The sequence below is a fragment of the Chryseobacterium barbadense genome (genome assembly GCF_042849955.1).
In the GTDB taxonomy this organism is placed as follows: Bacteria; Bacteroidota; Bacteroidia; order Flavobacteriales; family Weeksellaceae; genus Chryseobacterium.
This window is the reverse complement of the sequence record NZ_BAAFHL010000021.1, coordinates 17,218-35,220: the sequence shown is the minus strand read 5'-3', so window position 1 is coordinate 35,220 and position 18,003 is coordinate 17,218. Positions and strand designations below refer to the sequence as shown.

General features: G+C 36.3%; 21 protein-coding genes and 1 pseudogene. 16 read left to right on the top strand and 6 right to left on the bottom strand.

Translation table 11 applies throughout. The features are described from left to right. Positions 1 to 20: 20 nt before the first annotated feature. The 8 genes from ACGHIN_RS10000 (at position 21) to ACGHIN_RS09965 (ending at position 7,468) form a co-directional block, all read left to right on the top strand. Positions 21 to 1,580 (top strand): Rne/Rng family ribonuclease, encoded by a 1,560-nt coding sequence (locus tag ACGHIN_RS10000; RefSeq protein ID WP_390453006.1) that lies wholly within the window; start codon positions 21 to 23, stop codon positions 1,578 to 1,580. A gap of 127 nt (positions 1,581 to 1,707) precedes the next feature. Next, on the top strand, positions 1,708 to 2,193 hold the full coding sequence (locus tag ACGHIN_RS09995; protein WP_390453004.1) for a hypothetical protein: 486 nt from the start codon (positions 1,708 to 1,710) through the stop codon (positions 2,191 to 2,193). Between the two features lie 2 nt (positions 2,194 to 2,195). After that, positions 2,196 to 2,666 (top strand): OsmC family protein, encoded by a 471-nt coding sequence (locus ACGHIN_RS09990; protein WP_390453003.1) that lies wholly within the window; start codon positions 2,196 to 2,198, stop codon positions 2,664 to 2,666. 222 nt (positions 2,667 to 2,888) lie between these two features. Beyond that, positions 2,889 to 3,536: a response regulator transcription factor gene (locus ACGHIN_RS09985; RefSeq protein ID WP_390453002.1), complete on the top strand. Its 648-nt coding sequence runs from the start codon at positions 2,889 to 2,891 to the stop codon at positions 3,534 to 3,536. Between the two features lie 676 nt (positions 3,537 to 4,212). Then, positions 4,213 to 4,842, top strand: coding sequence for an NUDIX hydrolase (locus tag ACGHIN_RS09980; protein ID WP_390453000.1), 630 nt, complete (start codon positions 4,213 to 4,215; stop codon positions 4,840 to 4,842). A gap of 27 nt (positions 4,843 to 4,869) precedes the next feature. Further along, positions 4,870 to 5,676 carry a lysophospholipid acyltransferase family protein gene (locus ACGHIN_RS09975; RefSeq protein WP_390452999.1) on the top strand — a complete coding sequence of 269 codons (807 nt, stop codon included), beginning with the start codon at positions 4,870 to 4,872 and terminating at the stop codon, positions 5,674 to 5,676. A gap of 11 nt (positions 5,677 to 5,687) precedes the next feature. Next, on the top strand, positions 5,688 to 6,125 hold the full coding sequence (locus ACGHIN_RS09970) for a hypothetical protein (protein ID WP_390452997.1): 438 nt from the start codon (positions 5,688 to 5,690) through the stop codon (positions 6,123 to 6,125). A 5-nt stretch (positions 6,126 to 6,130) separates the two neighbouring features. Beyond that, positions 6,131 to 7,468 (top strand): UDP-N-acetylmuramate--L-alanine ligase, encoded by a 1,338-nt coding sequence (locus ACGHIN_RS09965; protein ID WP_390452995.1) that lies wholly within the window; start codon positions 6,131 to 6,133, stop codon positions 7,466 to 7,468. Between the two features lie 256 nt (positions 7,469 to 7,724). Here the strand turns inward: ACGHIN_RS09965 and ACGHIN_RS09960 are convergent, their stop codons facing one another. The 4 genes and pseudogenes from ACGHIN_RS09960 to ACGHIN_RS09945 all read right to left on the bottom strand — a co-directional run bounded on the left by ACGHIN_RS09960 (position 7,725) and on the right by ACGHIN_RS09945 (position 11,191). Continuing rightward, the gene (locus ACGHIN_RS09960; RefSeq protein WP_390452994.1) at positions 7,725 to 8,795 is read right to left on the bottom strand and encodes an NAD(P)H-dependent flavin oxidoreductase; all 1,071 of its coding nucleotides are present in this window, start codon (positions 8,793 to 8,795) and stop codon (positions 7,725 to 7,727) included. Positions 8,796 to 8,828: 33 nt separating this feature from the next. Next, positions 8,829 to 9,529 (bottom strand): annotated as a pseudogene (locus ACGHIN_RS09955) (DNA alkylation repair protein). Positions 9,530 to 9,709: 180 nt separating this feature from the next. Further along, a complete protein-coding gene (locus tag ACGHIN_RS09950) occupies positions 9,710 to 10,306 on the bottom strand; it encodes a hypothetical protein (protein ID WP_390452992.1) in 597 nt (198 codons plus the stop codon). Between the two features lie 9 nt (positions 10,307 to 10,315). Further along, complete coding sequence (locus ACGHIN_RS09945) at positions 10,316 to 11,191, bottom strand: aldo/keto reductase (RefSeq protein WP_390452990.1); 876 nt, start codon at positions 11,189 to 11,191, stop codon at positions 10,316 to 10,318. 119 nt (positions 11,192 to 11,310) lie between these two features. Here ACGHIN_RS09945 and ACGHIN_RS09940 point away from each other — a divergent pair, with 119 nt between their 5' ends. Both ACGHIN_RS09940 and ACGHIN_RS09935 read left to right on the top strand, forming a co-directional pair. Continuing rightward, entirely contained in the window at positions 11,311 to 11,745 is a 435-nt protein-coding gene (locus ACGHIN_RS09940; protein ID WP_390452989.1) for a GNAT family N-acetyltransferase, read from the top strand. 1 nt (position 11,746) lies between these two features. Further along, a complete protein-coding gene (locus ACGHIN_RS09935; RefSeq protein ID WP_390452988.1) occupies positions 11,747 to 12,214 on the top strand; it encodes a GNAT family N-acetyltransferase in 468 nt (155 codons plus the stop codon). On the opposite strand, the gene ACGHIN_RS09930 is transcribed toward ACGHIN_RS09935, so the two are convergent. Continuing rightward, positions 12,191 to 13,087 carry a LysR family transcriptional regulator gene (locus tag ACGHIN_RS09930; RefSeq protein ID WP_390452987.1) on the bottom strand — a complete coding sequence of 299 codons (897 nt, stop codon included), beginning with the start codon at positions 13,085 to 13,087 and terminating at the stop codon, positions 12,191 to 12,193. The genes ACGHIN_RS09935 and ACGHIN_RS09930 overlap by 24 nt on opposite strands. 106 nt (positions 13,088 to 13,193) lie before the next feature. Between ACGHIN_RS09930 and ACGHIN_RS09925 the strand changes: the two genes are divergently transcribed. The 6 genes from ACGHIN_RS09925 to ACGHIN_RS09900 all read left to right on the top strand — a co-directional run bounded on the left by ACGHIN_RS09925 (position 13,194) and on the right by ACGHIN_RS09900 (position 17,339). Continuing rightward, positions 13,194 to 13,808, top strand: a complete 615-nt coding sequence (locus tag ACGHIN_RS09925) for an NAD(P)H-dependent oxidoreductase (RefSeq protein ID WP_390452985.1) — start codon at positions 13,194 to 13,196, stop codon at positions 13,806 to 13,808. Positions 13,809 to 13,812: 4 nt separating this feature from the next. After that, the gene (locus ACGHIN_RS09920; protein ID WP_390452983.1) at positions 13,813 to 14,697 is read left to right on the top strand and encodes an NAD-dependent epimerase/dehydratase family protein; all 885 of its coding nucleotides are present in this window, start codon (positions 13,813 to 13,815) and stop codon (positions 14,695 to 14,697) included. Between the two features lie 3 nt (positions 14,698 to 14,700). Further along, positions 14,701 to 14,988, top strand: a complete 288-nt coding sequence (locus tag ACGHIN_RS09915) for a putative quinol monooxygenase (RefSeq protein ID WP_390452981.1) — start codon at positions 14,701 to 14,703, stop codon at positions 14,986 to 14,988. An 85-nt stretch (positions 14,989 to 15,073) separates the two neighbouring features. Next, on the top strand, positions 15,074 to 15,748 hold the full coding sequence (locus ACGHIN_RS09910; RefSeq protein WP_390452980.1) for a type 1 glutamine amidotransferase domain-containing protein: 675 nt from the start codon (positions 15,074 to 15,076) through the stop codon (positions 15,746 to 15,748). Positions 15,749 to 15,774: 26 nt separating this feature from the next. Further along, entirely contained in the window at positions 15,775 to 16,761 is a 987-nt protein-coding gene (locus ACGHIN_RS09905) for an aldo/keto reductase (protein ID WP_390452978.1), read from the top strand. An 86-nt stretch (positions 16,762 to 16,847) separates the two neighbouring features. After that, positions 16,848 to 17,339 (top strand): VOC family protein, encoded by a 492-nt coding sequence (locus tag ACGHIN_RS09900; RefSeq protein WP_390452976.1) that lies wholly within the window; start codon positions 16,848 to 16,850, stop codon positions 17,337 to 17,339. 218 nt (positions 17,340 to 17,557) lie between these two features. Here ACGHIN_RS09900 and ACGHIN_RS09895 read toward each other — a convergent pair whose 3' ends face one another. Beyond that, on the bottom strand, positions 17,558 to 18,001 hold the full coding sequence (locus tag ACGHIN_RS09895) for a carboxymuconolactone decarboxylase family protein (protein WP_390452975.1): 444 nt from the start codon (positions 17,999 to 18,001) through the stop codon (positions 17,558 to 17,560). Between the last annotated feature and the right edge of the window lie 2 nt (positions 18,002 to 18,003).

The window sequence follows — 18,003 nt, the reverse complement described above, 5'->3', positions numbered from 1 at the left end:
CAATTTTATCTTATAACAAAATGAAGAAAGAACTAATAGTTTCGCATGAAGATGTATTTACAAAGATTGCATTGCTGGAAGACGGAAGACTATGTGAGCTTCATGAGGAAGAAGACAAAAGTGATTTTATAGTTGGAGATTTGTTTATAGGAAGAGTAAAAAAACTGGCGCCCAACCTTAACGCCGCCTTCGTAAATATTGGCTATGATAAAGATGCTTTTCTGCATTATCAGGATCTCGGCCCCCAATATCTTACCTACAAAAAGTTTTTAAAAGATACCATTTCTAAAAAACAAAGCACTTCAAGCTTAAAAAACTTTGAAATACAGCCTGAAATTGATAAAAACGGAACCGTAGACAAAGTAATCGCCAAAGATGACCTTGTCCTGCTCCAAATTACCAAAGAACCTATTTCCACCAAAGGTCCGAGGATTTCCACACAGCTTTCCTTAACCGGACGTTTTCTGGTTCTCATCCCTTTTGACAATAAGGTCTCCATTTCTAAAAAGATCAGAACCTCTGAAGAAAAAGAAAGACTGAGAACCCTTATTGAAAGCATCAAGCCTGAAGGATTCGGAGTTATTATCAGAACGGTAGCCGAAGGAAAAAAGGTGGCTGATCTTCATAATGATATGAATCAGCTGATCGAAAAATGGGAAACCACTTTCAAAAATATACAGAGAAATAAGGTTCCGGCCAAAGTTTTAAGCGAAGAAGATAAAGCTTCCGCTATTTTAAGAGACAATTTCAATCAGGATTTCGTAAGCATTATCTGTGATGATGAGCAAATGGTCCGGGAAATGAAAAATTACCTTGAAATCATTGCCCCTGAAAGAAAAAATATCGTCCAGTTTTACGACTCCCATATTCCTCTTCTGGAATATTACAATGTTGAAAAGCAGCTTAAACAAAGCTTTGGAAAACACGTCAACATTCCAAGTTCAAAAGGAGCTTACCTGGTGATTGAACACACAGAAGCTCTCCACGTCATCGACGTCAATTCCGGAAATAATATCACTACCGGAAATACTGCCAATAAGGAACACGCCTTAAAAGTTAATAAAATGGCAGCCACAGAAATCGCAAGGCAATTGCGTCTCCGTGATATGGGAGGAATTATCGTGATCGATTTTATTGATATGACCAACCCGGATCACAGAAAAGATTTGTACGAACATCTGAAAGAAGAAATGAAGCGTGACAAAGCACGCCACAAGATTTTACCTCCGAGTAAATTCGGACTGATACAGATTACCAGACAGAGAAATCGTCCGGAAAAACAGATCGAAACCAAAGAAGAAAACCCAAACAAAGACGGAGAAATCGTAGCTCCTATTGTTATTGTGGAAAGAATGGGAGAAACCCTCCGAAATATTATGCAGAAAGAAAAAGGAAAATTATATCTGCACGTACATCCATTTGTGGAAGCTTACCTTACCAAAGGAATCAAAAGCATCCAGATGAAATGGTTCATGAAGTACAAAAAATGGGTAACCATCATCCCACGGGATTCTTTCAAATATCTAGAATACAGAATTTATAATTCGAAAAAAGAAGAATTGATAGGATATTCTAATTAATAAAACATAACCTCTGGCTTTCCAGGGGTTTTTTTGTTTAAATTCACATCATAAAATATCTTCTCCGTTTTACCAGCAATATGTAAATAGGTTATCCTTTCAAAATAAAAACGATAATAAACCCTCAATGAAACATTTATTACTGCCATTAATAATCCCATTGACAATAATTTCTTTATTGGTCTTTACAAAATGGTGGTATGTATTACCTGTGGACGCCCCGGATACTATGATGATGGGGTTTCCATTACCTTATGTAAGTGATGGATGGCACACGTCCATGTCGCTTCAGATTTTTATCATTGAATTTTTTATTGATCTTGCAGTACATTTCTTGGTCTGGCTTCTGATCATTTTTTTCATCCATAGGTATATTTGGCAGATCAACATTCCTAAGTTTTTGATCATTATTTTATGGGTTTCAGCCATTGTAACTTCATCTTTAGTCATTTTCATTGCAACATTGCCTGATCAGATCATCAAATTCAAAAGAGATTGGGATATGCAGGTGATAGATACAGGTTACAAATTCATCTGGCAACAACAAAAGAGGCCTGTAATTGGTGACGGCAAAATCCTTGAACAACGCAACAATCGCAATAATAAAAACTAAAAATGAGCAAAGAACATCATTACAAAACAACGATCCAATGGACGGGCAATACAGGAACAGGAACCAGCGGCTACCGCAATTATGAAAGAAGCCATACCATTTCTGTAGAAAATAAAGCTATTATCCAAGGATCTTCGGATCCTGCCTTTCGTGGTGATACAACCAAATATAACCCTGAAGAAATGCTTTTAGCTTCACTTTCCTCCTGCCATATGCTGTGGTATCTTCACTTCTGCTCTGAAGAAGGAATTATAGTAACAACCTATCATGATCACGCTACCGGAATAATGATAGAAACAGATAACGGAAGCGGTCATTTTAAAGAAGTTACCTTAAATCCGGAGGTAATTGTTACTGAAGAATCAATGGTTGAAAAAGCAAAAGAACTTCATCATAAAGCCAATGAGTTTTGTTTTATTGCCAACTCAGTTAATTTTCCGGTAAAACATATCCCTACTGTATCATTTAAATAATTTCAAAAAGAATTTACAAACATACTGATATACTGATCATTAATATAAATAACTCTAAAAAAACAGGTATTAAAACTCCACAACAAGAGAATTATTTAATTTTATTCAATAAAAGATAAAAAATATTGAATGTATTTTTAATAAAATTCACATATTTTTAAATATTTCATCCAAATATCAAGTTTTTTTTATACTTTTATATAAAATAAAACTAAAACCATGATGAAACCCAGACTAACTATTTTTGATGAACCACTGCTGTACACAGAAGGCTTGTCAAAATTGCTCGAACAAAGTGAAATTTTTGCCAGCATTCAAATTTGCAACTGCCCTCAAGCGCTGTCTCTGCTTCTGAGCGAAGATCCGCCGGAATACCTCATGATCAGTTCAAATATGTGGATTCTTACTGATATCTGTAAGTATGTAGAAAATATCACTCAAAAAAACAAGCATATAAAAATCATTATTATCGGAAATAATTATGATGTAATAGATATCAGAAGGCTTTTTAATAAAGGAATTAAAAGCTATCTGGACAAAAGGAGCAGTTATGACGAGTTTTTAAAATCCATACAGGCATTGCAGCTCAATGAAATCTATATCTGCGATCAAGCGAAGGAAAGAATGATTAATTTTATCAATATTGATCAGGACCGGCATAAGGTACACATTAAAGATCCGCTTACCAAAAGAGAAATGGAGATATTGAAGCTTATCTGTGACGGACTCAGCAGCAAGGATATATCCGAAAAGCTATTCATAAGCATCAACACCGTGGAAACGCACCGCAAACGCATCCTTTTAAAATTAAACGTCAAAAACTCTGTAGGAGTCGTAAAATATGCTATCGAGAATCATATCATTGACTGACATATAGATCTCATTTATTAAAAAAATTCCAGGCCTTTCGGTTTGGAATTTTTGATTTGACTATTTCTAATTTTGGCTGTACATTGTTATTCCGGTTTCGGAATCTTTCTTTCTTATTCAGCATTGTATTTTATCCTCCTGTCCGTAATGCAGAACGGACAAGAAGATAAAAATAACACAAGCTTAAGGGAGTAAATTTTCATCATTTGCATTTTTAAATAATTTTTTTCATCATTTGTGTTTTAATAATTTCTCTTGAGAATGTAATTATTCACTATCATTTTAATTCCGCTCAGATATCGTTCTTTTGCAAAATAAATTTTGTTACACAAGTGGCAGCATCATTGCTAACACACATTGAAAAAAAGAAGTAATATTATTGGGGGATTTAAGCAATAGCATTCTTTATATTTATCGTTATTGTTCCTGATTCTCCAAATCTTCACTGTGATTTTACGGGCAAAATGAAAAGTGACATACACTCTGTTTCGAGATAAACATGGTATTAATTTTTTTATAAAGATACTGCGTTAAAAGACTTGAGAAAACACATGAATCTGGTACAATTGAAAAATCACCGTTTACCGTTAAAGCCTGATATAAATACTCCGGACAATAAGGGTTAATTAATGTTAAGCCTGTTTATTTCTTCAAGATATATTGCTAAATTTGATGTATGGAAAATTTTGGAAAAGATTTATTGAGAAAAATTAAAGGTGCGGAATTGCCCGGAGAAAATGCACACGGAGTCTTTTCCCCACCGTATCGTCCTGTGTTTACGTACAACGAAGTTTTAGAAAGAAATCCAAAATTTGCAGCGGTAAATATCCTGATGTATTTAAAGAATAATGAATGGTATTTCCCATTGATCCAGAGAACTGTAAACGAACACGACAGACACAGCGGGCAAATATCTCTTCCCGGTGGAAAACGTGAGGAAATGGATCAGGATTTTGCGGAAACCGCCATCCGGGAAACCTCGGAGGAAATCGGGATCGATAAGCATTATGTGCGAATTATCCGGGAAATGTCCCCCATCTATATTCCACCGAGCAATTTTTATGTATATCCATACATCTCATATACTAAAAAGAACCCACTTTTCGTTTTGCAACAAACTGAAGCGGTGGAAACCATAGAGTTTCCGGTTACCTCATTTTTAAGCCTTCCCGATAAGCCTGAAATTATGGCGTTACCCAGCGCGGGAGGGCATGAAGTACCTGTCATCAATTTCAACGGGTATATTATTTGGGGAGCCACAGCAATGATATTGAGCGAATTCAGCCAGTTGCTGAAAAATATGTAACTTTGCACTACCGTGTTTAATTGAGAGATGGCGAAGAAAAATATTTTCACCGATGCATTCGGAACACCTTATTTTTTAAAAAGGTTAATTATTTTTATTTTAGGAATTGTATCCTACAGAAGGTTCAACGGCTTTAATAAATTGAAAATAACCGGTACTGAACACCTGGTGGATCTTCCTGATTCCAATGTATTGTTCGTTTCCAACCATCAGACATATTTTGCAGATGTTGCAGCGATGTATCATGCATTCTGCGCCGTCAATAACGGATATTTGAATACGATTAAAAACCCGATCTATCTGCTTAATCCTAAAATAGACTTCTATTATGTTGCCGCCGAAGAAACCATGAATAAAGGGATTCTTCCTAAAATCTTCAAAATTGCAGGAGCCGTAACGGTAAAAAGAACCTGGAGAGCCGAAGGTAAGAACATCAACAGAATGGTGGATATGAGTGAGGTAGATAATATTATGAAAGCCTTAGACAACGGTTGGGTAGCTACTTTCCCTCAAGGTACTACATCAGCTTTTGCACAAGGAAGAAGAGGAACTGCCAAATTGGTCAAAAACCAGCGCCCTATCGTAATTCCTATCAAAATCAACGGATTCCGAAGAGCGTTCGACAAAAAAGGACTCCGGGTAAAGGTGACAGGCGTAAAGCCTACCATGGAATTCAAAGCTCCTCTTGAGATAGATTATGACAAAGAAAACGCTCATGAAATTTTATTGAAAATTATGACTGCCATAGAGCAGACAGAAGATTTCAATGTACTACACAATTATGATGAAGAACTTAAAGCTAAAAAATTAGAAAAAAAGGATTCAGATAATTAAAGTAAAATAATATGAAAAGAATAATAGGGATCTTATTCGCCATCATAATATTAGTTTCATGTAACAGCCAAAAGGTGTATTCGGATTTTGATGTAAGCTATTCCAGAAACGGAGGTTTTGCTCCGATCTATGAGAATTTACTGATCAAAGACCACAATGCCCATTACTCTTTTGAGGGACAGGGAAAAAAGTTTAAACAGGATTTTAAGATTTCGGATGAAGATTTGAAGAAGCTTGACAAAACGCTTTCTCAAAATAATTTTAGAAGTATACAGGAAGACAGAAAGAAATTGTATGATAACATCACAACTTCTATTAATGTCAAAAAAGGTCCTAATGAAGGGAGTAAAACGGATGCCAGTCTGATCATGCCGAATTATACCACCAACTGGAACAATATTATGAATGCTTTCCAGGAGATCATTAATAACAATGTTAAAAAACAGTAAATAAGTTGAAAACCCACTTCATTGCTATTGGCGGAAGCGCCATGCATAACCTTGCTATTGCATTAAAAGATAAAGGATATCAGGTAACAGGCTCAGATGATGCTATTTTTGAACCTTCCCGATCAAGACTTGAGAAAAAAGGAATTTTACCTCAGGAAATGGGTTGGTTCCCGGAAAAGATCACTCCTGACATCGATGCCGTTATTCTTGGAATGCATGCTCATCAGGACAATCCTGAACTGGCAAGAGCGAAAGAATTGGGCCTGAAAATATATTCATATCCCGAGTTCCTTTACGAACAGTCTAAAAACAAAACCCGTGTGGTGATTGCCGGTTCTCACGGAAAAACAACTATTACTTCCATGATTCTGCATGTTCTGAATTTCCATCAGAAAGAGGTGGATTTCATGGTAGGAGCCCAACTGGAAGGTTTTGATTGTATGGTAAAGCTGACTCAGGAGAATGATTTTATGGTGTTGGAAGGTGATGAGTATCTTTCCTCTCCTATTGACCTGCGTTCGAAATTCTTATTATACCAGCCGAATATTGCTCTAATGAGCGGAATCGCATGGGATCACATCAATGTTTTCAAAACATTTGACGATTATGTGGAACAGTTCAGAAGATTTGTGGCAAGCATTACTCCGGGAGGTGTTTTGGTATACAATGAAGAAGATGCGGAAGTGGTGAAAGTTGTGGAAGGGGCTGAAAATTATTTCAGAAAAATTCCGTACAAAACCCCTGAATATGAAATCAATAACGGAAAAGTACATCTTAAAACCGAAATGGGAGATGTTCCGCTTTCTGTTTTTGGAGCCCATAACCTATTGAATATGGAAGGAGCAAGACATATTTGTCAGCAACTGGGAATTATGGATGAAGATTTCTATGAAGCGATCATGAGCTTCAAAGGAGCTTCCAAACGCCTTGAAAAAGTAGAAAGAGAAGATAAAGGAACACTGTATAAAGATTTCGCTCATGCTCCGAGTAAGGTGAAAGCAACCGTAAAAGCTTTCCAGGAGCAATTCAACAATGAAAAGAAATACGGTTTCCTTGAGCTTCATACGTATTCAAGCTTAAATCCTGTTTTCTTAGAGCAATATGATCATGCGATGGATGGATTGGATGAAGCTGTGGTTTTCTATTCGGAAGATGCTTTAAAGATTAAAAGAATGGAGCCTATTTCTCCAGAATTGATTAAAGAGAAATTCAAAAATGAAAATTTAAGAGTTTTTACCAATGCAGAAGAACTTCATACCTATTGGGAAACTTTAGATAAAACCGAAGGAGTTTACTTAATGATGAGCTCGGGAAACTTCGGCGGTTTAGACTTAACAAAATAAAATTTACATACTTTGTCATTCTGAACGAAACGAAGTGGAGTGAAGAATCTCAATGTTAAATAAAAGCTGTTTCAAATTGAGACAGCTTATTTTTTTAACGCAAAGGTTTAAATTCCTAATATAAATTAAAGAGAGCAAAGTATTGCAGCAAGCTGCCGATTAAGCTTTGAGTATATAAACCGCTTCATCAATCAATTTTAATTGATTACATCTTTACCAACTTAAAATCGACAGAAATAAAAATCAATCTTTGCGTTTAAAAACGCTCCTCATTTTCAGCCTGCTGAATAAGCTTTCTCAAAATATCCTCCGCAGAAGCCTCACTATAATCATGAACAGACTGCCCTACCCAAATACTTACGAAATCAGTATTATTCAAAGTTTTAGAAACACGTCTTAATTCATTCGTCAATTTATTCTGATACGGATATGGTAAAATATACGCTGAGTTGTCAAGAGCTTCTATATATTTATTTTTAATTCCTCTTGCATATCGTCCGGAAAAGCTTCTCGTCAAAACAATATCCTTTTCAGTCACCTTTTTAAGCCTTTCTTTCTCAAAGGGCTGTAAAGCACTTTCCTGAGAAGCCAGTAAAATGCTTCCCACCTGAAAACCTTGTGCACCCATCTCTTTTGAGGCTTTTAATATTTTAGCATTGTAAATTCCGCCTGCATAAATCAACGGTACTTTTACATGATCATACACTTGTGAAAACAAAGATAATCCTCCGATTTGGAGAATATTTTCAGCATCGAAAGTTCCTCTGTGACCTCCTGCTTCAATGCCCTGTACACAAATGAGATCAATCCCGGATTTCTCCAATAGTAAAGCTTCCTCAACAGAAGTACAGGTTCCGATAAGCACTACTCCATTTTCTTTTAATTTTTGAATAGTCTGAGCATCCAGATTGCCGAATGTAAAGCTTAAGATTTTACAATTCTCTGCAATAATAGCATCAATTTGCTCATGATAACCATTCACTTTTATATTCTCCAAATCCGGAAGATTCACTTCAATGCTGTTTTCTTTCGCGAATTGTTCTATAAACTGTTTCGTCTGAATATATTGCTCCTTTAAAGAATCTGTAATTTCAGGAATGTTATGAACAAAAATATTGACGGCAAAGGGCTGATCGGTCAGTTTTTTTGTTTCCCTGATCAACTCAACAGATTTATCCGCAGAAAGATCTGCTAAAGCTAATGAACCCAGGCAACTCGCTTTAGAAGCTGCAGAAGCCATTTGCGGAGTACTCACTCCAAACATCGGAGCCTGAATCACCGGATATTGTATGCCTAATTTTCTACTGATTGTATCTGGCCAAAACATATTAATTTTTTTCAATTAAAAAAGAAGCAACAGTTATTGCTTCCTTATTTCTTTATAATATTTCTTTTTCTCAGCTTCCAATTTTTCTGTGGCGTAAGAAAAAACAGCTGTAGGCATAGTTTTTATATAGCGATCCAAAAAGTCAAACAATCTTTTCTGATCTTTTTTCCCAGCTTCTCTTATCCAGCTTCCAACAGCCTTATTCACTAATTCATTAGGATCATGAATCAGACTCTCAGCTATGGTGAAAGTATCATTTATATATTTCTTCTGATGAAAGCATGAGTGCTTACAATAGCCGTTCTTCTCTCCCACGGACTTTCAGATTTTGCCAATTGGTACAGAATATCTCTCGGTTTATCCTGTAAATATTCTCCTATAACATTTCTCGCCGCCCTGTCTACAAAATCCCAGTTATTCAAGCGGTCATGACGAAGAATGTATAGATTGAAAAGCTCTTTTTTCTTTTCTTCGGAAGTTTTTTTGTTTCCTGCCTGAAAATCCATAATACTTACCGCTCCCATTCTTATTTCATAGAAATTGCTGTCCAATAATAGATTCACCTCATCCAAAGACATCACAGAAAATTCTTTCGCCGTGCTGAAAACATCTCCAAACTTCACTCCAAAGGCTTTCGTAACGCCATCGTTCCCCTTAAAGAATTTCTCTACCTTATCAAGCTCTTTTTCATGGATGAAAGTGGAAAGTTTTTCTATGAATTGTTCTGCAGTCATAGTTTTATTTTAATTCCCAAATTTTGTTATTAAAATCTTCTAATAAATATATTTTATCAAAACTTGAGACAATATTAGGAAGCATTAAATCATTATCTACTTCATATGATTCAGGAGAAAGATTTATTACTAACAACAACCATAATTCGTTAATCTTTTTATTTAGCTTATAATTATTAATCAATTTTTCTTTTTAATTATAGCATTCATTAAATCTGGATCTGATAAAAATCTTACTATAAATCCTCCTGGATTATAATTGAACAATAGATTTGTATGTGGTAAAATTTTAATTTCTTTTATAAAATCAGGCTTCTTTTTATGAATCTCACCTTTATAGCAATTATAAACAAATTCATTAATTTCTTCTGAAATTTTGAACTTTTGATTTTTACTTATCTTTAAGACTGATATATTAAAATAAAAGTTTACTAATATTTTAATTTCGGGAAATTTCACTCGAAATATTTTTTCAGAAAAATCGATAATATCTTCTTTAATGCTTTCTCTTTCTTTTAACTCATTTGAAATTGTTTGAAGTTCTATGCCAATAGATTTTCCACACTGTGATTTTATTATAAAATCTGGGCTTTCTATTTGTTCAACTATTTCTAAACTTCTGTCCAATTTATTTATGAATTTTCCCAAATGACATAATTCAATACTTTTCTTTTCACTTAGGTTTGGAACAAGGAATTTTCCAATAATTCTTTCAATAGAATTTTGTTCCTGCTTCATATTTTGAAATTGAATAAATAAGTTTTCTAAATCAAACATGATTACGAGTTAAATATCCGCTACAGATCTCAGCATTTTCTCTTCCCAAGCCGGATCTTTCGGATCAAAGAACAATCTTTTTCCTGTATCCAACGAACGAACTACATTCATTTCATCTTCCGTCAGCTCAAAATCAAAAACATTAAAGTTCTCCTCGATTCTGGAAGGCGTTACCGATTTAGGAATCACACAGAATCCTTCCTGTAAATGCCATCTCAAGATAACCTGCGCAACTGTTTTATGATATTTTTCAGCGATAGTTTTTAATTCTGAATTATTTAAAAGCTCTGCATTTCCGTTTCCAAGAGGGCTCCAAGGCTGTGTTACGATATTATTTTCTCTGTTGTACACCTGAAGTTCTTTTTGTTGGAAAACCGGATGTAGCTCGATCTGGTTGATCACAGGAAGCACTGTTGAATTGGCCTTTAATTCCTCAAGCTTTTCCACTGTAAAATTACATACCCCAATCGCTTTGATTTTTCCTTCGTGATATAATTCTTCCAATGCTTTCCACGCACTAAGGAAATCTCCGAAAGGCCAATGAATAAGATACATATCCAGATAATCCATCTGTAATCTGTCCAAAGTTCTCTGGAATGCACTTTTCGCTTTTTCATACCCATGATCCTGAACCCAAAGTTTGGAAGTAATAAACAACTCGTCTCTGTTTATTCCGCTATTTTTCACACCATCTCCAACCGCTGTTTCATTAAGGTAAATAGAAGCCGTATCAATCATTCTGTATCCCGTCTGAATAGCTTTAATTACTGCATTTTCACACTCCTTCATGTCTTCCATCTGCCAAACTCCAAAGCCTAAAGCGGGAATATCTACCCCATTATTTAATGTGATCACTGGTTGACCTGTATATGTCTTTTGTTGCATGTTTTTTATTTTTTAATGTAAAGTGAAACAAATTTGCGACAAAAAATTGAAATTCTATATCTAAAACCATAGACTCTGTAAAATTTTAGAATAGTTTATTTTTGTGGTAAATTCTAACAATGTCGCATCAGATCAGATTAGCAGAACCTAAGGATTATCCCGTAATTATGGAGATATGGGAATCTGCCGTAAAAGCAACCCATGATTTCCTGAAGGAAGAAGATTTCAATTATTTTAAAGCAGTGATTCCAAAAGATTACCTGCCCAGTCTGGAAGTATATTTACTTATCGAGAACAGCAAACCGAAGGGTTTTGCATCCGTTGCTGAAGGGAATCTGGAAATGCTTTTCATCCACAACGATTCTCGTGGGAAAGGGTATGGAAAAAAGCTTTATCAGTTCATGAAAGATACTACCGGATTGACTAAAGTGGATGTGAATGAGCAAAATCCTCAGGCGATCGGATTTTATGAAAAAATGGGCTTCAAAAAAGTCGGAAGATCCGAAAAAGACGGTTCCGGAAAAGAGTATCCGATAATTCATATGAGCTTATAAAATGGAAAAATTCACCTTTCAACCTCTTAATTCCGATTCGGGAATTCCATATGCATTGCTTTTGCTGGCGGATGAAACCGTGCAAGCCATTAACAAATATATTTTCAATTGCAAAATTTACGTTTTGAAGGACAAAGACAAGGATATTGCAGTCATGGCTTTGCATAAAAACAATGAAAAAGAATTGGAGATCAAAAACATTGCGGTGATTGAAAGTTATCGCAAGCAGGGAATCGGAAGTATTTTAATCAATAAAGCTAAAGAAATGGCCACCCAAAATCACTATGCTTCTTTATTGATAGGAACTTCAGACACAGGATTTCAGCAGATTCGGTTTTATGAAAAGAACGGCTTCATTCAACAGGAAATTCGTAAAAATTTCTTCACGGAAAACTATCCGTTTCCTATCTACGAAAACGGAAAGCAAATGCGTGATATGATTGTTTTAGTTCATCACCTGTCTGAATAATCCTTTGATATGATTAATTTCCGAGGGATAATTGGTGTTCTTTCTGCACCCGAAATACAACGTATTCTCCAATTTCTTTTCCCCTTCCCAGATAAGCTTGATCTCACCGCTTTCGATTTCATTTCTGCATAAAAAATCCGGAATAACCGCCAATCCGGTTCCCCCCTTCAGGCAACGGATAATGGAATTGAGATTAGGGACAATATAATTCGGGCGGAAATTCGGTTTATGTCCGAAATTCATGATCCAGAATTGGAAAAGGTGTTCCATGTCGCCCGTTGTTCCATACCATTTTTCCTGTTTCAGCCATTCTTCCGCATGTTCGATGCCTTTGTTTTTTACCGTTTCATTAAAACTGTCCACATCAACATCTTTTCCGCCTACCAGAATAATCTGCTCCGAAGAAAAAGCTTCATGGTTGATATTGGGAGACACGCCTTTTTTAGGTGTAATGATCAGATCAAGGATACCTTTATCCAGCTGCTCCAGCATTTCCGGATACTCTCCGAAACTGATGATCAGATTAAACGGCAATGTGGAAACATATTGCTCTAAAGTCGTCTGAAATGTTTCAAAGCACATTCCCACACTGATCGTCGGAGTATGTTTTTCTGTTGATTTCTGAAAGTTTTTCTCTACATCTTCCAGCTTCGTCAACGGCTCTGAAACTGCATTGAATAAGACCTTTCCTCTTTCTGTAGGAATCATTTTCCTACCGGTCCTGTCAAATAATTTATAGCCTACATAAGCTTCCAGTGAACTTAAATGTAAGCTTACCCCCGGCTGCGAAATAAATAGTGAATCTGCAGCACCCGTTAAGGTTCCTGTTTTATAGATTGCTTTAAAAGTTCGGTACCATTCTAAATTAACCATCAGTTTAATTATTATAATTATAATACAAAGGTATAATTTATATTATTTTTATTATACAAAAATCGAAACTAATTTTGCATTGTAAAATTTAAACAAATCAGAAACAATGAAAAAAGTATTAATAATCAACGGTGGACAAAATTTCGGACATTCCGGAGGAAGATATAACAAGACAATCACAGAAAACACACTGGAAGTTTTACAGAAGTTTGAGAATGTAGAAGTAAAAATCACAAATGTGGATGAAGAGTACAATAAAGACGAAGAGGTAAAAAAATTCGTTTGGGCAGATTATATTATCTACCATACTCCGATCTGGTGGTTTCAGCTTCCGAATGGCTTAAAGAAATATATAGATGAAGTTTTTACCGCCGGACATGCTAAAGGAATTTATATGAGCGACGGAAGAAAAGCAGACAACCCACAGATCAATTACGGAACCGGAGGAATGCTTGGCGGAAGAAAATATATGGTGACCACGAGCTGGAATGCTCCTGCAACCGCTTTCACTCTTCCCGGAGAGTTTTTTAACGAAACCAGTGTGGATAATGGACCGTTATTTGGATTCCACAGAATGAATGCCTTTGTTTCTTTAGAAAAGATGGAGAGTTTCCACTTTCATGATGTGGAAAAGAACGCCAACGTTGAACGCGATATGAAATTGTACAGAGAACATCTTGAACATGTTTTCGAAAAAGAGCTAAAACCTCAATTGGTGTAATCTCATGAAAAGGATATTGATTACGGGAATCACCGGATACATCGGCGGAACCGTGGCTAAGAAACTGCTGGATAAAAATTATGCAGTAATCGGATTGATTCGAAGTGAGGCACATGCAAAGGAATTGGAATCAATGGGAATTGAAACCATCATAGGAAATATTCATGATGAGAATGTTTTAAAAGCTGCAATTTCCAATGCAGATGCTATTATTCATAATGCGGATTCTGCGGATGATGCTTATGTTGCCGACAGCATTGTGAATGCACTCGAAGGAAGCGGAAAAACATTTATTTTCACTTCCGGCTCTGCAATCTTTGGCGGAAAAGAGAACGGTGAGAAAAATGATTTTGTGTTCACGGAAGATATTCCTTTACAGCCGAGACTGGAAATGGCTTCCAGGGTATTGATCAATCAACATATTCTCCAGTCCGCCAGAAAAAAAGTGAGAAGCATTGTTATTGTTCCTACTATGGTCTATGGAGAAGGTTTAGGAATAAAAAAAGACAGCATCCAGATTCCGGCTCTGATCAACTTTTCCAAAGGGAAAGGTTTTGGAGTCTATTTCGGAAAAGGAGAAAACATCTGGTCAAATGTTCATATTGAAGACCTTGCCGATCTTTACGTTCTGGCTTTGGAAAAAGCAAAAGCAGGATCACTGTATTATGCAGAAAACGGATCTTCAAACATAAAAAATCTGGCGGAAAGAATAAGTGACCGGTATGATTTAGAACCTGCACAATCCGTAACCGTTCAGGAAGCGGTGAATACATTTGGTCCGGCAGGAGGATATTTCGGTTTTGCGTCCAACAGCTTATGCAATGCCGATAAAGCCAGAACGGAACTGAATTGGAAACCACAACATCAATCTATTGAACAATATATTTAATCTATGAAAATTTATCTTACAGCGATTATTAAAGCAAAAGAAGAGTACAGAGCCGAAGTTCTGGAGACTCTTCAAAATATGGTCACAGAAACCAGAAAAGAAGCTGCCTGTGAATTGTACAGTCTGCATCAGGGAATTGAAGATAAAAACCAGTTTGTTTTCTATGAAATCTGGCAGAATGAAGACGGTTTGGCTTTGCATAACCAACAACCCTACATCCAGGCTTTCGGAGCCTTGGTTGATGAAAAATTACAGGAAAAACCACGGATTTACACCACCCATATTATTTAATCTGGATATGAAAAAATTAATGTTTTTATTCATAAGCTTATTAACAATAGGCTTATTCCAGTCACAAAACAAAAAATCTATTACAATGAAAAAGAAAATTTTATTTGTCGTAACCAGTCATGACAAAAAAGGAAATACCGGAGAAGATACAGGATATTATTTAGGGGAAGTTTCGCATCCCTGGGAAGTTCTTCACAAAGCAGGATATGAAATTGATTTTGTAAGCCCGAAAGGCGGAACACCTCCTGTTGACGGATTTGATCTTAATGATCCCGTGAACAAAGAATTCTGGGAGAATAAAGAATACAAAAGCAAAATCGACAATTCTTTACAGCCTTCACAGGTAAATCCGTCTGACTATTCAGCTATTTTTTACGCAGGAGGCCACGGTGCAATGTGGGATTTGGCAGATAACATGGAATTGGCTCAGATTGCTTCAAAAATTTATGAAAACGGAGGAATTGTAGCGGGAGTTTGTCATGGTCCTGCCGGTTTGGTCAACATCAAACTGAGCAATGGAAAATACCTGGTAGACGGAAAAAAGATCAACGCCTTTACCAATGAAGAAGAGGCTGAAGTGAAATTAACCAATGTTGTTCCCTTCCTTTTGGAAGATAAATTAAAGGAAAGAGGAGCAAAATTTGAAAAATCAGGGCTATGGCAGAATCATGTGGTGACCGATCAGCGAGTGATCACAGGACAGAATCCTCAATCGGCAAAAAGTGTTGGCGAAGCTATTGCAAAAGAACTTAACAAATAATTTAAAAATAAGACATACAACAAGAAATGGAATATAGAAAATTAGGAAACACCGATCTGAAGCTTTCAGCGATTACCCATGGCGCATTTGCGATCGGTGGAAACATGTGGGGTGGAAATGAAAAACAGGATTCTATAAACTCAATCCATGCATCATTAGACAACGGTGTAACTTCTATTGACACGGCCCCGTTCTACGGTTTCGGGCTGAGTGAAGAAATGATCGGGGAAGCCATCAAAGGAAAAGACCGATCTAATATTCAATTATTAACAAAATTCGGTTTGGTTTGGGATGGAAGCAATAACGGAAAAGGAGAGTTTTTCTTCGATGCAGAAGATAACGGGAAAACAATTCCGGTCTATAAATATGCTTCCAAAGACAATGTGATCAAAGAAGTGGAGGAAAGTCTGAAAAGATTAGGAACGGATTATATTGATCTTTTACAGCTGCATTGGCCGGACAGTACAACTCCGATCAGTGAAACAATGGAAGCGCTTGAATTATTAATTCAGCAAGGAAAAATCCGTGCAGCCGGAGTAAGCAACTACAGTGTAGAACAAATGGAAGAAGCCAACACAACCCTGAAAATGGCAAGTGATCAGGTTTCTTACAGCATGCTGAACCGTTCCATAGAAAATGATCTGGTTCCGTATTCTTTGGAAAATAATTCCGGAATTATGGTGTACAGTCCCATGGAAAGAGGTCTTTTAACCGGTAAATATTTTAAAGACACCAAATTAAAGGACAATGATCACAGAAACGGATATTTTTCTCAATTCGATCTTCATAAAGTTCAGAGTTTCTTAGAAAAAATAGAACCGATCGCTCAGGAAAAAGGCGCTAGCCTTTCACAACTGGTATTGCGTTGGACCACATTACAACCGGCTATCACAGTGGTTTTAGCAGGAGCCAGAAATGCACAGCAAGCTATTGAAAATGCCAAAGCCATGTCCTTCGATCTTTCTCCGGAAGAATTGAACTTCATCAATACCGAGCTAGCAAAAATTCAATAAAATAAAATACTACAGATTTTTTTAAGTTATTAAGAAATTCCTCCTAAAGTGGGAATGACATTCTTACAATTATTAATACATTTAAAATGGAAAATAATATAAACAAAGGATTCACACGTGCCAATCACGTAGGAATCACCGTTAAAAATTTGGAACGATCAATTGTCTTTTACGAAACATTGACCGGAATAAAAGTTTCCAACATCGATGAAATCGGAGGACCGAGAATGGCCAAAACGCAAGGCCTGAACGATACCAAAATCAAATTTGCCAATCTTCATCTGGAAAACCTCAACTTAGACATTCTGGAATATGTGATCCCGGAATCGGAACAGGCTTCTTACAGCAATAACCAGATCAGTGCGATGCATCTTTGTTTTGAAGTGGATGATATCAATGCGGCAATGGAAAGATTAAAAGAAATCGGTATTGAGCCGGAAGGAGAACCTATTACCTTTCAGGAAGAAGACGGTTTACAGTCAGGATTTGGAACAGCAGTAGCTTATTTCCGTGATCCGGATGGAACCAACCTTGAGATTATTGCTCCACAAGGACCATTCAAAAGAGAAAATCCTTAAAGCCTTCATTTGTCATTCTGAATGAAACGAAGAATCTCTTACTATTCTTAACGACTTAAAAATTCTTAATGTTTTAATTTAACCATTAAGATAGGGTTGAGAGGTAAAAATAGTAAGAGATTCCTCCTTCCGATGGAAGGACAATACAATCGTTATCATATAAAAAGAGTCCTTCAAAAGTTGAGGGACTCTTTTTATAAATAACTTTATTCCGAAAACTATTTCATGATCGGCAAATGCGTGCTGATCGCAATTCTGTTCCACGAATTAATGGTGACAATAGCCATAATGATCTGCGCAATGGTATTTTCATCAAAAAGCTGTTTGGCTTTGTAATACGTTTCCTCAGTCAGACCTTTCTGGCTGATCAAGGTAATTTCTTCCGTCATAGCTAAAATAGCCTGCTCTTCATCCGTATACAATTCCGGTGCTTCTCTCCAAGCATTCAAAAGGTAGATTCTCTGTGGAGTTTCTCCGTATTTGATCGCGTCTTTCGTATGCATATCCAGACAGAAAGCACATCCGTTGATCTGTGATGCTCTGATCTTGATCAGCTCTTTCTGAATAGGGCTTAAAGAAATGTTCTGAAGATACCCTTCCAATCCCATCATCGCTTTGTAAGCTGCGGAATCTGTTGTCGCAATATTAATTCTTGCACTCATAT

What these genes read in the sequence shown, in the direction of transcription:
- ACGHIN_RS09995 (WP_390453004.1), top strand. Translation starts at nt 1,708, where the DNA reads ATGAAACATTTATTACTGCCATTAATAATCCCATTGACAATAATTTCT.
- ACGHIN_RS09975 (WP_390452999.1), top strand. Translation starts at nt 4,870, where the DNA reads ATGGCGAAGAAAAATATTTTCACCGATGCATTCGGAACACCTTATTTT.
- ACGHIN_RS09950 (WP_390452992.1), bottom strand. Translation starts at nt 10,306, where the DNA reads ATGTTTGATTTAGAAAACTTATTTATTCAATTTCAAAATATGAAGCAG.
- ACGHIN_RS09895 (WP_390452975.1), bottom strand. Translation starts at nt 18,001, where the DNA reads ATGAGTGCAAGAATTAATATTGCGACAACAGATTCCGCAGCTTACAAA.
- ACGHIN_RS09940 (WP_390452989.1), top strand. Translation starts at nt 11,311, where the DNA reads ATGTCGCATCAGATCAGATTAGCAGAACCTAAGGATTATCCCGTAATT.
- ACGHIN_RS09905 (WP_390452978.1), top strand. Translation starts at nt 15,775, where the DNA reads ATGGAATATAGAAAATTAGGAAACACCGATCTGAAGCTTTCAGCGATT.
- ACGHIN_RS09990 (WP_390453003.1), top strand. Translation starts at nt 2,196, where the DNA reads ATGAGCAAAGAACATCATTACAAAACAACGATCCAATGGACGGGCAAT.
- ACGHIN_RS09980 (WP_390453000.1), top strand. Translation starts at nt 4,213, where the DNA reads ATGGAAAATTTTGGAAAAGATTTATTGAGAAAAATTAAAGGTGCGGAA.
- ACGHIN_RS10000 (WP_390453006.1), top strand. Translation starts at nt 21, where the DNA reads ATGAAGAAAGAACTAATAGTTTCGCATGAAGATGTATTTACAAAGATT.
- ACGHIN_RS09915 (WP_390452981.1), top strand. Translation starts at nt 14,701, where the DNA reads ATGAAAATTTATCTTACAGCGATTATTAAAGCAAAAGAAGAGTACAGA.
- ACGHIN_RS09935 (WP_390452988.1), top strand. Translation starts at nt 11,747, where the DNA reads ATGGAAAAATTCACCTTTCAACCTCTTAATTCCGATTCGGGAATTCCA.
- ACGHIN_RS09930 (WP_390452987.1), bottom strand. Translation starts at nt 13,087, where the DNA reads ATGGTTAATTTAGAATGGTACCGAACTTTTAAAGCAATCTATAAAACA.
- ACGHIN_RS09970 (WP_390452997.1), top strand. Translation starts at nt 5,688, where the DNA reads ATGAAAAGAATAATAGGGATCTTATTCGCCATCATAATATTAGTTTCA.
- ACGHIN_RS09920 (WP_390452983.1), top strand. Translation starts at nt 13,813, where the DNA reads ATGAAAAGGATATTGATTACGGGAATCACCGGATACATCGGCGGAACC.
- ACGHIN_RS09900 (WP_390452976.1), top strand. Translation starts at nt 16,848, where the DNA reads ATGGAAAATAATATAAACAAAGGATTCACACGTGCCAATCACGTAGGA.
- ACGHIN_RS09925 (WP_390452985.1), top strand. Translation starts at nt 13,194, where the DNA reads ATGAAAAAAGTATTAATAATCAACGGTGGACAAAATTTCGGACATTCC.
- ACGHIN_RS09945 (WP_390452990.1), bottom strand. Translation starts at nt 11,191, where the DNA reads ATGCAACAAAAGACATATACAGGTCAACCAGTGATCACATTAAATAAT.
- ACGHIN_RS09985 (WP_390453002.1), top strand. Translation starts at nt 2,889, where the DNA reads ATGAAACCCAGACTAACTATTTTTGATGAACCACTGCTGTACACAGAA.
- ACGHIN_RS09910 (WP_390452980.1), top strand. Translation starts at nt 15,074, where the DNA reads ATGAAAAAGAAAATTTTATTTGTCGTAACCAGTCATGACAAAAAAGGA.
- ACGHIN_RS09960 (WP_390452994.1), bottom strand. Translation starts at nt 8,795, where the DNA reads ATGTTTTGGCCAGATACAATCAGTAGAAAATTAGGCATACAATATCCG.